The following is a 14,894-nucleotide window of genomic DNA, read 5'->3' on the forward strand; positions in this document are numbered from 1 at the left end:
GTGTGCGTGGGACGGGTCACCGAGCGACGGCGCGTACTGCGCATCCGGGACGGGGCGGTGGGCAGCCGGCCGGACACCCTGGTGGCGGAGGAGCCGCTGGAGATCCGGCTGAACGGCAAGCCCCTCGCGATCACCATGCGCACGCCCGGCGACGACTTCGCGCTGGCCGCCGGGTTCCTGGTGAGCGAGGGCGTCCTCGGCCGGGGCGAGGAGCTGGCGAACATCGTGTACTGCGCGGGCGCGACGACTGACGGCTCCAACACGTACAACGTCGTCGACGTGCGGCTCGCGCCCGGCGTGGCGGTGCCGGACATCTCACTCGAGCGGAACGTGTACACCACCTCCTCGTGCGGTCTGTGCGGCAAGGCGAGCCTGGACGCCGTGCGGACCACCGCCCGTTGGCCGATCGCCGACACTCCCCCGGTCCGGGTCGCTCCCGATCTGCTGGCCGCCCTTCCCGACCGGCTGCGGGCCGCGCAGCGGGTGTTCGACCGCACCGGAGGGCTGCACGCCGCGGGGCTGTTCTCGGCGGACGGGGAGCTGCTGGATCTCCGTGAGGACGTGGGCCGTCACAACGCGGTCGACAAACTGATCGGGTGCGCGCTGCGGTCCGGCGCGCTGCCGCTGTCCCGGACCATCCTGCTGGTCTCCGGCCGCGCGTCCTTCGAGCTGGCGCAGAAGGCGGTCATGGCGGGCATCCCGGTGCTGGCCGCGGTCTCGGCGCCCTCCTCCCTCGCGGTGGACCTGGCGGCGGAGACCGGCCTCACGCTGGTCGGTTTCCTGCGCGGCAGCTCCATGAACGTGTACGCCGGCGAGCAGCGCATCGCCTTGGGGCCGCGAGGGGGTCGCCCGGAGTGAGCCGTCGCCGCCCCCGCCGCGTCGCGATGTTCAGCGTGCACACCTCGCCCTTGCATCAGCCGGGCACCGGCGACGCGGGCGGCATGAACGTCTACGTCGTCGAACTCGCCAAGTGCCTCGCCGCGATCGGCATCGAGGTGGAGATCTTCACCCGGGCGACCTCGGCGGCGCTGCCGCCCACCGTCGAGCTCGCGCCCGGCGTGCTGGCGCGGCATGTGGTCGCCGGCCCCTACGAGGGCCTGGCCAAGGAGGAGCTGCCGGCGCGGCTGTGCGACTTCACGCACGGAGTGACGCGGGTCTGGGCCGGGCAGCGTCCCGGGTACTACGATGTCGTGCACTCGCACTACTGGCTGTCCGGACAGGTCGGCCGGCTCACCGCCGAACGCTGGCGCGTACCGCTCGTGCACGCCATGCACACCATGGCCCTGGTCAAGAACGCGTCCCTCGCCGAGGGCGACACACCCGAACCCGAGTCCCGCGTGCTCGGGGAGACACGGGTCGTCCGGGGCGCACACCGGCTCATCGCCAACACGGCGAAGGAAGCGGAGGAGTTGTGCCGCCACTACGACGCGGAACCCGGCCGGGTCGCCGTCGTGCACCCCGGCGTGAACCTGAACCTCTTCCGGCCCGATCCTCGCGGGGTCGAGGCCGGCCGGGCCGCGGCGCGGGCCAGGCTCGGGCTGCCGCCTCAGGCACTGATCCCGCTCTTCGCCGGCCGCATCCAGCCCCTCAAGGCTCCGGACATACTGCTGCGTGCGGTGGCCCGGCTGCTGGTGGAGCGGCCGCGGCTGCGTGAGCGGATCGTCGTGCCGGTCGTGGGCGGGCCGAGCGGCAGGGGCATGGCCAGGCCGGAGGAGTTGCAGAAGCTCGCCGCCCAGCTCGGCATCGGGGATGTGGTGCTGTTCCGTCCGCCGATGGATCAGGCGGAGCTCGCGGACTGGTACCGGGCGGCGACCGTGCTGGTCATGCCGTCCTACAGCGAGTCCTTCGGTCTGGTGGCCGCCGAGGCGCAGGCCTGCGGCACGCCGGTGATCGCGGCCGCGGTCGGCGGTCTGCCGGTGGCCGTTCGGGACGGAGTGAGCGGCGTGCTGGTGCCGGGGCACAGGCCCGCGGACTACGCGCGGGCGCTGCGCCGCTTCGCCGACGACCCGGCGCTCTCGGCCCGGATGGGCGCGGCAGCCGCCCGGCACGCCGAGTCGTTCGGCTGGGACACGGCCGCCGCGGCCACGGCGGACGTGTACGCGGCGGCGATGCGCGAGCGTGACTGACCGGCGCTCCGGTCAGTGCGCCGGTTCCAGCCGGACCACGATGGACTTGGAGGTCGGCGTGTTGCTGACCTCCGCGGTGGAGTCCAGCGGTACGAGGACGTTGGTCTCGGGGAAGTAGGCGGCGCAGCAGCCACGCGGGGTGGGATAGGCGACCGTTCGGAAGGCCGGTGCCCGGCGCTCGACCCCGTCGGAGAACTCGCTGACGATGTCGACCGGATCGCCCTCGGTCAGGCCGTGCGCGGCGAGGTCGTCCGGGTGGACGAAGAGCACCCTGCGGCCCTGGTGGATGCCCCGGTAGCGGTCGTCCAGGCCGTAGATGGTGGTGTTGTACTGGTCGTGCGAACGGATGGTCTGCAGCAGCAGCCGCCCCTGCGGGACGCGCAGCACATCCAGCGGGTTGACGGTGAAGTTGGCCAGCCCGGTCCTGGTGGGGAAGCGCCTCTCGTCGCGTGGCGGGTGGGGCAGGGCGAAGCCGCCCGGCCGGCGCACCCGGGCGTTGAAGTCCTCGAAGCCGGGGATCACCCGGGCGATCCTGTCCCGGATCAGGTCGTAGTCCGCCTCGAAGTCGGCCCAGGGCACCTGCGGACCGCCGCTGTCGAGGGCCGCGTTCGCCATCCGGCAGATGATCGCGACCTCGCTCAGCAAGGCGTCGGAGGCGGGCGCCAGCCGGCCACGCGAGAGGTGCACCATGCCCATGGAGTCCTCCACCGTCACCCGTTGCTCCCCGGTGGGCCGCAGGTCGGCTTCGGTGCGGCCCAGGCAGGGCAGGATGAGCGCCTGGCGGCCGGTCACCGCGTGGGACCGGTTGAGCTTGGTGGAGATCTGCACGGTGAGCTCGCAGTTGCGCAGAGCTCGCTCGGTGAGTTCGGTGTCCGGAGCGGCGGAGACGAAGTTGCCGCCGAGCGCGACGAAGACCCGTACCTGTCCGTCCCGCATGGCCCGGATGCTCTCCACCGCGTCGTGACCGTGGTGGCGCGGCGGCACGAAGCCGAACTCCGCGCCGAGCGCGTCGAGGAAGGCGGCGTCCGGCTTCTCGTGGATGCCCATGGTCCGGTCGCCCTGGACGTTGGAGTGCCCGCGCACGGGGCACAGGCCGGCGCCGGGGCGGCCGATGTTGCCGCGCAGCAGCAGGAAGTTGACGACCTCGCGGATGGTCGGCACCGAGTGGCGGTGCTGGGTGAGACCCATGGCCCAGCACACGACGATCTTCCGGGCGGACAGGACCTCCTGGAACGCCTCCCGGATCTCCCGCTCCGACAGCCCGGTGGCCTCCAGGACGTCGTCCCAGGACGTCTTGCGGGCCTGGTCGGCGAACTCCTCGAAGCCGTGGGTGTGCGCGGTGATGAAGTCGCGGTCGAGGACCGTGCCGGGAGCGTCGTCCTCCGCCTCCAGGAGCATGCGGTTGAAGGCCTGGAAGAGGGCTTGGTCGCCGCCGAGCCTGATCTGCAGGTACAGGTCGGAGAGTTGCGTTCCCGCCCCCAGCACGCCGGAGGGCCGCTGGGGGTTCTTGAAACGCAACAGGCCCGCTTCGGGGAGGGGGTTGACCGAGATGACGCGGGCCCCCTTGTCCTTGGCGGTCTCGAGCGCCGAGAGCATCCGGGGATGGTTGGTCCCCGGGTTCTGCCCGACGACGAGGATCAGGTCGGCCTCGTAAAGGTCCTCCAGCCGGACGCTGCCCTTGCCGATGCCGATGGTCTCGGTCAGGGCGGAGCCGCTCGACTCGTGGCACATGTTGGAGCAGTCCGGCAGGTTGTTGGTGCCGAGGAGCCGGACGAACAGCTGGTAGACGAAGGCGGCCTCGTTGCTCGCCCGGCCGGAGGTGTAGAAGGCGGCCTGGTCGGGTGAGTCGAGAGCGGCCAGCTCCCGGGCGATGACGGCGAACGCCTCGTCCCAGGAGATCTGCCGGTACCGGTCGCTGCCCGCCGGGCGGTACATGGGGTGGGTAAGGCGGCCCTGCTGACCGAGCCAGTAGTCGCTGCGTCCGGCCAGCTCCGCCAGGGTGTGCTCGGCGAAGAAACCGTGGCCGACCCGGCGCAGGGTCGCCTCCTCGGCCACCGCTTTGGCGCCGTTCTCGCAGAACTCGGCACGGTGCCGGTGCTCGGGCTCGGGCCAGGCGCATCCCGGGCAGTCGAATCCCGTCTTCTGGTTGACGCTCAGCAGGGTCAGCAGGCTGCGGCGGACGCCCATCTGCGCGTGGGCGTGGCGCAGCGAGGACGTGACCGCGGGAACGCCCGCGGCGTAATCCTTCGGCGGGCCCACCCGCAGACGGGAGTCACCGGGGTCCTCGGCAGGTGCCTTGCGGGTCATCGCCTAGCTCTCCGCGAGGTTCGCGCGGGTACCGAGGCGGTCCTGGACCCAGTCGTGGAACTCGCCGATGTGGTGCTCGCTGGGCACAAGCACGCCGCCCTTGGCGTACAGCCGGGAGCTCATCGCGGGCTGGCAGCGCTCGCAGGCGTCGAAGTCCTGCCGGTTGACGCGGTCGAACAGCTCGACCGACCGGCTGACGTCCCGGCCGCTTGCCACCACGCCCTTCAGGTACAGCCAGTCGCACTCCACGATCGTGTGGTCGACCGCCACCGGGAACATCCGGTGGAAGATCACGTGATCGGGGACCAGGTTGATGAACACCTGGGGGCGCACCGTGATCGCGTAGTACCGGCGGTCCTGTTCATCGGAGACCGTGGGGATTCGGTCCAGGCCCTCCGAGCCGTCCACGGTGAAGCCCTGGACGTCCGAGCCGAACTCGGCGCCGTGTCCCACGTAGAACTGCGCCGCGTAGCCGTCGGCGAACTCCGGGAGGACCTCGGTCAGCTCGGGGTGGATGGTCGCGCAGTGGTAGCACTCCATGAAGTTCTCGATGATCAGCTTCCAGTTGGCCTTGACGTCGTAGACGATCCGCCGGCCGACCTCCAGGCTCTCGACGTCGTACCGCTCGATGGACTCCACGTCGCCCAGGCGCGCGACCACGTCCGCGATCACCGACTGCTCGAACGAGGGCGGGTTCTCGGCCAGGCACACCCACACATAGCCCAGCCACTCGCATACGGCAACGCTCGCCAGGCCGTACTCGGTGCGCCCGATGTCCGGCATCTTGGTCAGGTTCGGGGCCGCCACGAGCTTGCCGTTCAGGTCGTACGTCCAGGCGTGGTACGGGCACTGGAAAGCCCGCTTCACCTCTCCGGACTCCTGCGTGCACAGCTTCGCGCCCCGGTGCCGGCACACGTTGAAGAAGGCCCGGACGGAGCCGTCCCGCGACCGGGTCAGCAGGACGCTCTCCCGCCCGACGTCCACGGTCCGGAAGGCACCCGGCTTCGACAGTTCCGACGAGCGTGCCGCACAGAACCACATGGATTCAAAGATGTGCTCCTGCTCCAGGCGGAAGATCTCCGGGTCCGTGTAGTGGTCACCGGGGAGGGTCGCGATCAGGCTCTCCGGCAGGCCGGTCGTAGTCATGGTTCACCTCGAAGTGAAGCGCCTCGGGCGGGCGAGCGGTTGCCTCATGTGCAACGAGCTTCTTGTTACGCAACTCACGGTGCAGTCCACCCGAAGCGGTGTCAAGCCCTTGACCGCAGACCGTCACAGCCAGGACCATGTTGCGTATCAGTCAGACTGTTGCGTAATGCGCACTTCTCTGGGAGGGCTCCGTGTCTCTTGGACCCACAACCGGCCGCGAGTTCGTCCTCACCCTGTCGTGCCCCGACCGCTCGGGCCTCGTCCACGCCGTCACCGGCTTCCTGGTCCGGCACTCCGGGAACATCCAGGAGAGCCAGCAGTTCGACGACCGGCTGCAGGACCGCTTCTTCATGCGGGTGCACTTCGACGTCTCGGACCCGGGCACGTCGCTGGAGGACCTGAAGTCCGGCTTCGCCCAGGTCGCGGAGGCGTACCGGATCTCCTGGCAGCTGTACGAGGCGTCGACGCCGACGCGCACGCTGATCATGGTGTCGAAGTTCGGGCACTGCCTGAACGACCTGCTCTTCCGCTGCCGCACCGGCGCGCTGAACATCGAGGTGCCGGCGATCGTCTCCAACCACCGGGACTTCGAGCCGCTCGCCGAGAGCTACGGGATCCCCTTCCACCACGTGCCCGTGACCCGGGAGACGAAGCCCGAGGCGGAGGCGCGGCTGCTGGAGCTCGTCGACGAGCTGGACATCGACCTGGTGGTCCTCGCCCGCTACATGCAGATCCTGTCGAACGACCTGTGCAAGCAGCTCGAAGGCCGGGCGATCAACATCCACCACTCGTTCCTGCCGAGCTTCAAGGGCGCCCGCCCCTACGTCCAGGCGTACGAGCGGGGCGTCAAGCTCGTCGGAGCGACGGCCCATTACGTCACGCCGGACCTCGACGAGGGGCCCATCATCGAGCAGGACGTCATCCGCGTGAACCACTCACAGGGGCCCGACAGCATGGTCGCCCTGGGGCGCGACGTCGAGGCACAGGTCCTGGCGCGGGCGGTGGAATGGCACAGCCAGAGCCGCATCATGGTCAACGGCAACCGCACGGTCGTCTTCCGCTGAGGAACACGACCTCTGAGGAAAATGACCTCCACCCCCTCACGCCTGTTGACTATTTCACCTAGGGTTTCGCCATGAGCAACTACGGCGCAGAGTCCGCAGGCGCTCCCAGTGGCGGAGTGCAATCCGTTGACCGTGCTGTCGCCGTGCTGGAGATCCTCGCCCAGCACGGCGAGGCGGGCGTGAGTGAAGTGGCCGCGGCGATCGACGTCCACAAGTCCACCGCGTTCCGTCTGCTCGGCGCGCTGGAAGCGCATGGGATGGTCGAGCAGGAGAGCGAACGCGGAAAGTACCGTCTCGGCTTCGGCGTCGTGCGCCTGGCCGGCGCCGTGACGGGCCGCATCGCCGTCACCAGACACGGGCGCGGGATCTGCGAGCGTCTCGTCGACGATGTGGGCGAGACGCTGAACATCGCCGTGCTCGAGTCCCACCACGCGATCAACCTCTACCAGGTACGCGGCTCGTCGGCCATCGCCGCGCAGAACTGGGTGGGACGGCTGACGCCGCTGCACTGCACGTCCAGCGGCAAGGTCCTCCTGGCCCACCTCGACCGCGAGGCCCGCGACGAACTCCTCGCCGAGGCCGGCCTCCCCCGTCTGACACCGCGCACGGTGACCTCCAGGAAGAAGCTGGAGGCGGATCTGTCCGAAGCCCGTGAGCAGGGTTATGCCATCACGCTGGAGGAATACGAGGAGGGCCTCAACGCCCTGTCCGCTCCCGTGCGTTCGGACGGCGGCGAGGTCGTCGCCGCCCTCAGCGCGTCGGGGCCGGCCTTCCGGCTGACCGAGGAGCGGATGCGCGAACTCGCGCCGCTGCTGGTCTCGGGAGCGGACGAGCTCAGCCGCCGTCTCGGCTATACGGGTTGAGGCCCGACTCGGTCGCTGACCAGGACAGGACCCTCATGACAAGCGGCGGTCGGTGATCCGGTGTCCGGATCACCGACCGCCGCTTGCGTGCTGCCCGTGTCAGCCCGTCCACTCCACAGCCGCGTCCAGCAGCCAGTCCGTCAGATAGCCGGCGAAGGACGAACGCACCAGCACCCAGAACCCGGCCCTGGGGTCGTCGCGGGCGACCAGGACGACCTGGGTGCGGCCCAGGTTCGTCTGGGCGCAGCGACCCGGTCCGAAGACCCGCGGGTGAAGATCCAGCGAGCAGCCGTGGGCCAGCAGGTCGCGGGCCCGGGGACCCGCGACGAGGAGCGTGGTGCGCTGAGCCGAGACATCGATGACGGACACGGGCTCGTCGCCCGCGGCCTCACGGATCCGGCTCTCCAGGTCTTGTTGACTGCCCGGCGGGCCCACCAGGAGCCACTCGTCGGGGCCGAGCCACAGCGCGGTCAGCTCACCGGCGCGGACGGCGGTGTCGGGTTCGACGGGAAGTGGGAGGCCGAGCGCCAGTCCCACGGCGTCCGCCGCCGCTCCCTTGGGGTCGAGACGCACATTGATCTGGGTCAGGAAGGGCAGTTCCGCCAGCCGGATCGCTCCCCCGGAGGTGCGGGTCGCGGCTGCCAGCCGGTCGACGGCATGCGACAGAGGGCTGCGGAGCGGGGCGGTAAGGGCGGTGTCAGCCATCGCGGCGGGCTCCCTCGGGGTCGTAGAGGACGGGGCTCGCGACGGTCACCGGGACCAGCCGGTCGCCCACGGGGGCATAGAGTCGCTCACCGATGCGGTCCCGGCCGCCCTTGACCAGGGCGAGGGCGAAGGTCCGGCCGAGGGCCGCGCTGCGGTAACTGGACGTGACGTGGCCGAGCATCGGCACGGGCGGCGCGGGCAGCGCACTGCCGGCGACCAGGTGCGTGCCTTCGGGGAGGAACGTGCCCGGGTCCTCCGGAAGCAGCCCGACCAGGTGCTTGCGGTCGGGGCGGGCGGTGTCGGCGCGGGCGTGGGACCGCTTGCCGATGAAGTCCCGCTTCTTCTTCGACACCACCCAGCTCATGCCGAGGTCCTGCGGCGTGACGGTGCCGTCGGTGTCCTGGCCGACGATCGGATAGCCCTTCTCCGCGCGCAGGACGTGCATGGTCTCCGTGCCGTACGGGGTGATGCCGTACGGGGCGCCGGCCTCGTACAGCGCCTCCCACAGGGCGAGGGCCTCCCACGGTGACACGTTGATCTCGTAGGCGAGTTCGCCGGAGAAGCTGATCCGGCACACCCGTGCGTCGATGCCGGCGACACTCGTCTCGCGCCACGCCATGAACGGGAAGTCCTCGTTGGCGACGGCAAGTCGAGGCGCGAGCGAGCCGAGGACCTCGCGGGAGCGCGGGCCGACCAGGGCGACGGTGGCCCACTGCTCGGTCACCGACGTGCAGTGGACGCGCAGTTCGGGCCACTCCGTCTGGAGCCACTCCTCCATCCAGTCCAGCACGGCGGCGGCGTTGCCCGTCGTGGTGGTGACCAGGTAGCGGTCCTGGTCGAGACGGATGACGGTGCCGTCGTCGAAGACCATCCCGTCCGGGCGGCACATCACGCCGTAGCGGATCATGCCGACCTTCAGGGTGCTCATCATGTTGGTGTAGAGCAGGTCGAGGAAGACTCCGGCGTCCGGGCCCTGGACGTCGATCTTGCCGAGGGTGGAGGCGTCCATGAAGGCGACGCCCTCGCGGGCGGCGGCGCACTCGCGCAGTACGGCCGTCTCCATGTCCTCGCCGTCCTGCGGGTAGTACCAGGGCCGCTTCCACTGGCCGACGTTCTCGAACAGGGCGCCGTGCGCGACATGCCACTCGTGCAGGGCGGTGGTGCGGATCGGGTCGAGCAGGGCACCACGGTCGCGGCCGGCGAGAGCGGCGAAGGAGACCGGGGTGTACGGCGGCCGGAAGGTGGTGGTGCCGAGCGCGGAGATGTCCACGCCGAGCAGTTCCGCGACGACGCCACTGGCCAGGACGCCGGAGGTCTTGCCCTGGTCGTTCGCCGTGCCGGCCGTGGTGTAGCGCTTGGTGTGCTCGACGGAGCGCATGCCGGCACCGGTCGCCCGGGCCAGGTCGTCGGCGGTGACGTCGCGTTGCAGGTCGACGAAGCGCGGGGCGCCTTCCCGGCCCGGGACGGTGAAGACCCGCATGGGCGGCGTCTGCGACGGTGTGGCCACCTGTGGCAGGTGGGCCTCCCCTGGGGTGTAGCCCTCGGCCTCGAGCGCGCGGGCTCCGGCGGCCGCTCCTTGCGCCAGGACCCGGGCCAGGTCGAAGACACCGCTCGCGGCGCCCGCGACCTCGACCGCCTGACGGCAGGTGTCGGGGACGAACGTGCCGAGTTCCTCGTCGTAGCGGAGCTTGCCTCCTGCCTGGCTGAACAGGTGCGCCACCGGGTTCCAGCCGCCGGAGACCAGGAGCAGATCGGCGGCGAACTCCCGCTGTCCCGCCGACTGTTCGTACGGGGCGACGGTCACGGAGGTGAGCCGGGGGGCGCCTTCGGTGGCGGTGACGGCGTGACCCGTCAGCACCTCGATGCCTGCCTGGCGGGCGCGCTCGGCCCACTCCCCCGCCTCGGGACGGGTGTCGACCACGGCCTCGATGGCCACGCCGGCCGCGGCGAGGTCCATGGCCGCCGCGTAGGCGCTGTCGTTGGTGGTGAAGACGACCGCGTGGCGACCGGGCAGGACGCCGTGGCGGTTGGCGTAGGCGCGGGCCGAGGCGGCCAGCATCACGCCGGGGCGGTCGTTGTCCGCGAAGGCCAGCGAGCGTTCGTGGGCGCCGGTGGCGAGGACGACGCGGCGGGCGCGGATGCGCCAGACACGTTCGCGGGAGACGTTCTCCGGGGCCTCGGCGCCCAGGTGGTTGGTGCGGCGCTCCACGGCGAGCAGGTGGTTGTCGTCGTAGTAGCCGAAGACGGTGGTGCGGCGCAGGACGCGTACGTCGGGGGCGGCGTCGAGCCGGGCGGTCGTCTCGGTCACCCAGCCGAGGTGTTCACCGGTGCCGAGGAGGCTGCCGCCGGGTTCCGGCTGGTCGTCGGCGAGGATGACGCGGGCACCTGAGCGGGCGGCGGCTGCCGCTGCGGCGAGGCCGGCCGGGCCCGCGCCCACGACCAGGAGGTCGCAGTGGGTGTGTACGGCGTCGTAGCGGGCCGGGTCCGGTTCGGTGGCGAGGCGGCCCTGGCCGGGGAGGCCGGTCGCGACGAGGCCGTCGTAGAGCTCGACAGTGGTGGCGGGGAGCATGGGCTCGGGGAACGGGGCCTCGATCTGGATGACCGCGTTGGGTTCCTCGACGCCGGCCGAGAAGATGCCCCGTGGGCGGCCCAGCTTGATGCTGGTGCCGGTCTGGATGACGCCGTTGGCGAGGAGGGCGGAGGCGAGGGTGTCGCCCTTGTAGCCCTGGTATTCGGTGCCGTCGAAAGTGAAGGTGAGCGCGGTGTCGCGGTGGATTCGGCCGCGGGTGGGATGACGGAACGGCTGGGTGGTTTCGCCCCCGCCGCCCCTACCCGTCCCATCCTGAAGGGGCTCCGCCCCTGCCACCCCGCTGAGGGCTACGCCCCCAGACCCCCCTTCGGCCTGGACGGCCTCGTCCTCAAGCGCCGGACGGGCTGGTGGTGCCGGAGTCGGCTGGAAGGTCACCGGACGCGGCTCGACAGCGCCCGCACGCCGTTCAACCGTTCCCGGGCGTTCCTCACCGGCCCGGTACACCGTCAGGATCTCGTTCGTCGACGTGTCCCGCACCGCGTTGAACCAGCGGCGGCAGCCCGCCGCATGGCTCCAGCGCTCGGCGAAGGGTCCCCTCGGATTGTCGCGGAAGAAGAGGTAGCGGGCCCACACCTCGTCGGTGAGGGAGGACGGGTCCTGCGGGTACGGCACATGGGCCTGGCCGCCGTAGTGGAACTCGGCCTCGTCGCGGGGCCCGCACCACGGGCAGGGGATCAGCAGCATGGGTCGGCTCCCTGATGGTCCTAGTGGGCGACCGCGGCCGCGCCGTGCTCGTCGACGAGCGCGCCGGTGGTGAAACGGTCGAGCGAGAAGGGGGCGTTCAGCGGATGCGGTGTGTCGTGGGCGATGGGTGTGGGCGTAGACCCAGCCGACGCCGGGGTGGCCTTGAAGCCGCCGGTTCCCCAGCCGCAGTTGAGGTAGAGGTTGTCGACCGGGCTGAGGCCGATGATCGGTGAAGCGTCGGGACTGACGTCGACGATGCCGCCCCAGGTGCGCAGGACGTGGGCGCGGGCGAAGACCGGGAAGAGCTCCAGGGCCGCCGACATCTGCTCTTCGATGATGTGGAAGGCGCCGCGCTGGGTGTAGGAGTTGTACGCGTCGATGCCCGCGCCCATCACCAGCTCGCCCTTGTGCGCCTGGCTGACGTACACGTGGACGGCGTTGGACATGACGACCGTCGGGTGCACCGGCTCCAGCAGCTCCGACACCAGGGCCTGCAAGGGGTGGCTCTGGACGGGGAGTTCGACGCCTGCCATGGCCGCCAGGACCGAGGTGTGGCCCGCCGAGCAGAGCGCGACCTTGCCCGCCGCGATCGGGCCGCGGGTGGTCTGGACTCCCACCACCCGGTTGCCGACCACGTCGAGGCCGGTGACCTCGCAGTTCTGGATGATGTCGATGCCGGCGGCGTCGGCGGAGCGGGCGAGGCCCCACGCCACGTGGTCGTGTTTGGCGATGCCCGCGCGCGGCTGGTAGGTCGCGCCCAGGACCGGATAGCGCACGTCCGGGGAGATGTTGACGATCGGGCAGACTTCCTTGACGCCGTCCGCGTCGAGCCACTCGGCGTCCACGCCGTTGAGGCGGTTCGCCTCGACCCGGCGCACGCTGTCGCGGACGTCCTGGAGGCTGTGGGCGAGGTTGAGCACGCCGCGCTGGGAGAACAGGATCGGGTAGTCCAGCTCGTCCGCCAGTCCCTCCCACAGCTTGAGCGCGTGCTCGTAGATGCCGGCGCTCTCGTCCCACAGGTAGTTGGAGCGGATGATCGTGGTGTTGCGGGCCATGTTGCCGCCCGCCAGCCAGCCCTTCTCCAGCACGGCGACATTGGTGATGCCGTGGTTCTTCGCCAGGTAGTGGGCGGTGGCCAGACCATGGCCGCCGCCACCCACGACGACGACGTCGTACGAGCGCTTCGGCTCGGGGTTGCGCCACAGCCAGTCGGGGTGTTCGGGGAGCTCGGCGCCTGGGGTGCGGGGGCTCATCGGGCGTCTCCGTCTTCGGACAGGTGCGGGTAGAGCGGGTGCTTGGCGGCCAGGGCCTCCGTGCGGGCGCGCAGGGCGGGCACGTCCGGCTCCGGCTGGAGGGCGAGTGCGATCACGTCCGCCACCTCGGCGAAGTCCGCCTCGGTGAAGCCGCGGGTGGCCAGTGCCGGGGTGCCGATGCGCAGGCCCGAGGTGACCATGGGCGGGCGCGGGTCGAAGGGCACGGCGTTGCGGTTGACGGTGATGCCGACCTCGTGCAGCAGGTCCTCGGCCTGCCGGCCGTCGAGCTCCGAGTCGCGCAGGTCGACCAGGACCAGGTGGACGTCCGTGCCTCCGGTCAGCGCCTTCACCCCGGCCGCCGCCGCGTCGGGCCGGGTGAGGCGTTCGGCGAGGATGCGGGAGCCGGCGAGCGTGCGGGCCTGGCGTTCGGCGAACTCCGGTGACGCGGCGACCTTGAACGACACCGCCTTCGCGGCGATGACGTGCTCCAGGGGGCCGCCCTGCATACCCGGGAACACCGCAGAGTTGATCTTCTTGGCGAGGTCGGCCTCGTTGGTGAGGATGACGCCGCCGCGCGGGCCGCCGAGTGTCTTGTGCGTCGTGGTGGTCGTGACGTGGGCGTGCGGTACGGGGTTGGGGTGCAGGCCCGCCGCCACCAGTCCCGCGAAGTGCGCCATGTCGACCATGAGCAGGGCGCCCACCTCGTCGGCGATCCGGCGGAAGGCCGCGAAGTCCAGCTGCCTCGGGTACGCCGACCAGCCCGCGATGATCATCTTGGGCGGTGTTCCTTGGCGAGCCGCTCGACCTCGTCCATGTCGACGAGGTTGTCCGCCTCGGACACGTGGTACGGCACGACGTTGAGCATCTTGCCGCTGTAGTTGATGCGCATGCCGTGGGTGAGGTGCCCGCCGTGCGCGAGGTCGAGGCCGAGGACGGTGTCGCCGGGCTGGAGCAGGGCGAAGAAGACGGCGGTGTTCGCCTGGGCGCCCGAGTGCGGCTGCACGTTGGCGAAGCCCGCGCCGAAGAGGGACTTGATCCGCTCGATGGCCAGCCGCTCGATGACGTCGACGTGTTCGCAGCCGCCGTAGTAGCGGCGGCCCGGGTAGCCCTCGGCGTACTTGTTGGTCGCGACCGAGCCCTGGGCCTCCATCACGGCGGAGGGCGCGAAGTTCTCGGAGGCGATCATCTCCAGGGTGGACTGCTGGCGGTGCAGTTCGGCGCGGAGCGCGGCGTGGACCTCGGGGTCCAGCTCCGCCAGGGGGGTGTTCAGCGCGTTCATACGGCGTTCGCGTTCCTCTCGGCGGCCTCGACGACATTGGCGAGCAGCATGGCCCGGGTCATGGGGCCCACGCCCCCGGGCATCGGCGCCAGCCATCCGGCGACCTGGGCGGCGTCCGGGTGGATGTCACCGACCAGCCCCTGGTCGGTTCGGGTGATACCTACATCGAGGACGGCCGCGCCGGGGCGCAGCATGTCCTTGGTGATCAGTCCGGGCGAGCCGGCGGCCGCGACGACGATGTCCGCCTCGCGTACGTGCCAGGCCAGGCCCTTGGTACCGGTGTGGCAGAGGGTGACGGTGGCGTTCTCGGACCTGCGGGTGAGGAGGAGCCCGATGGGCCGGCCGACGGTGATGCCCCGGCCGATCACGCACACGCGCGCTCCGGCGAGGGGCACGTCATGGCGGCGGAGCAGTTCGACGATGCCGCGCGGGGTGCACGGCAGCGGGGCCTCGACGCCGAGGACGAGCCGGCCGAGGTTGACGGGGTGCAGTCCGTCGGCGTCCTTGGCCGGGTCCATGCGTTCCAGTACGGCGTTGGCGTCGAGGTGGCGCGGCAGCGGGAGCTGGACGATGTAGCCGGTGCAGGCAGGGTCGGCGTTGAGTTCGTCGATCGTCTCCTCGACCTGCTGCTGCGAGGCGTCGGCGGGCAGCTCCCGGCGGATGGAGGCGATGCCGACCTGGGCGCAGTCGCGGTGCTTGCCGCCGACGTAGGCGTGGCTGCCGGGGTCGTCGCCGACCAGGACGGTACCCAGGCCCGGTGCACGGCCCGTGGTGGCGGCCAGCTTGGCCACGCGCTCGGCGAGTTCGCGGCGGATGGTGGCGGCAGTGGCCTTGCCGTCGAGCAGTTGTGCGGTGGTCACCGGCGGTGTTCCTTCCC

Annotated in this window: 10 protein-coding genes and 1 pseudogene; 4 read left to right on the forward strand and 7 right to left on the reverse strand. The window is 71.0% G+C overall.

From position 1 onward, the window contains the following. The first annotated feature begins 6 nt into the window (after positions 1 to 6). Positions 7 to 858: a formate dehydrogenase accessory sulfurtransferase FdhD gene (gene fdhD / locus PV963_RS02955; protein ID WP_274813996.1), complete on the forward strand. Its 852-nt coding sequence runs from the start codon at positions 7 to 9 to the stop codon at positions 856 to 858. Positions 859 to 884: 26 nt separating this feature from the next. After that, positions 885 to 2,126, forward strand: a complete 1,242-nt coding sequence (mshA, locus tag PV963_RS02960) for a D-inositol-3-phosphate glycosyltransferase (protein WP_274821919.1) — start codon at positions 885 to 887, stop codon at positions 2,124 to 2,126. Positions 2,127 to 2,138: 12 nt separating this feature from the next. Here mshA and PV963_RS02965 read toward each other — a convergent pair whose 3' ends face one another. Further along, positions 2,139 to 4,433 (reverse strand): FdhF/YdeP family oxidoreductase, encoded by a 2,295-nt coding sequence (locus tag PV963_RS02965; RefSeq protein ID WP_274813997.1) that lies wholly within the window; start codon positions 4,431 to 4,433, stop codon positions 2,139 to 2,141. A gap of 3 nt (positions 4,434 to 4,436) precedes the next feature. Continuing rightward, a complete protein-coding gene (locus PV963_RS02970) occupies positions 4,437 to 5,579 on the reverse strand; it encodes an aromatic ring-hydroxylating oxygenase subunit alpha (protein WP_274813998.1) in 1,143 nt (380 codons plus the stop codon). Positions 5,580 to 5,770: 191 nt separating this feature from the next. Here PV963_RS02970 and purU point away from each other — a divergent pair, with 191 nt between their 5' ends. Together purU and PV963_RS02980 are read left to right on the forward strand one after the other, a co-directional pair. After that, entirely contained in the window at positions 5,771 to 6,643 is an 873-nt protein-coding gene (gene purU, locus PV963_RS02975) for a formyltetrahydrofolate deformylase (RefSeq protein ID WP_274813999.1), read from the forward strand. A gap of 71 nt (positions 6,644 to 6,714) precedes the next feature. Then, positions 6,715 to 7,506 carry an IclR family transcriptional regulator gene (locus PV963_RS02980; protein ID WP_274814000.1) on the forward strand — a complete coding sequence of 264 codons (792 nt, stop codon included), beginning with the start codon at positions 6,715 to 6,717 and terminating at the stop codon, positions 7,504 to 7,506. 99 nt (positions 7,507 to 7,605) lie between these two features. On the opposite strand, the gene PV963_RS02985 is transcribed toward PV963_RS02980, so the two are convergent. From PV963_RS02985 to PV963_RS03005, 5 genes and pseudogenes are all read right to left on the reverse strand, one after another. Continuing rightward, the gene (locus PV963_RS02985; RefSeq protein ID WP_274814001.1) at positions 7,606 to 8,211 is read right to left on the reverse strand and encodes a sarcosine oxidase subunit gamma; all 606 of its coding nucleotides are present in this window, start codon (positions 8,209 to 8,211) and stop codon (positions 7,606 to 7,608) included. Continuing rightward, positions 8,204 to 11,485, reverse strand: coding sequence for a sarcosine oxidase subunit alpha family protein (locus PV963_RS02990; protein ID WP_274814002.1), 3,282 nt, complete (start codon positions 11,483 to 11,485; stop codon positions 8,204 to 8,206). The genes PV963_RS02985 and PV963_RS02990 overlap by 8 nt, the downstream gene beginning before the upstream one ends. 20 nt (positions 11,486 to 11,505) lie before the next feature. Next, entirely contained in the window at positions 11,506 to 12,738 is a 1,233-nt protein-coding gene (locus tag PV963_RS02995; RefSeq protein WP_274814003.1) for a sarcosine oxidase subunit beta family protein, read from the reverse strand. Continuing rightward, a pseudogene (gene glyA / locus PV963_RS03000) lies at positions 12,735 to 14,017 on the reverse strand (serine hydroxymethyltransferase). The gene PV963_RS02995 and the pseudogene glyA overlap by 4 nt, the downstream one beginning before the upstream one ends. Further along, positions 14,014 to 14,877 carry a bifunctional methylenetetrahydrofolate dehydrogenase/methenyltetrahydrofolate cyclohydrolase gene (locus PV963_RS03005; protein WP_274814004.1) on the reverse strand — a complete coding sequence of 288 codons (864 nt, stop codon included), beginning with the start codon at positions 14,875 to 14,877 and terminating at the stop codon, positions 14,014 to 14,016. The pseudogene glyA and the gene PV963_RS03005 overlap by 4 nt, the downstream one beginning before the upstream one ends. Positions 14,878 to 14,894: the final 17 nt, after the last annotated feature.

The sequence above is a fragment of the Streptomyces coeruleorubidus genome (assembly GCF_028885415.1).
Lineage (GTDB): Bacteria > Actinomycetota > Actinomycetes > Streptomycetales > Streptomycetaceae > Streptomyces > Streptomyces coeruleorubidus_A.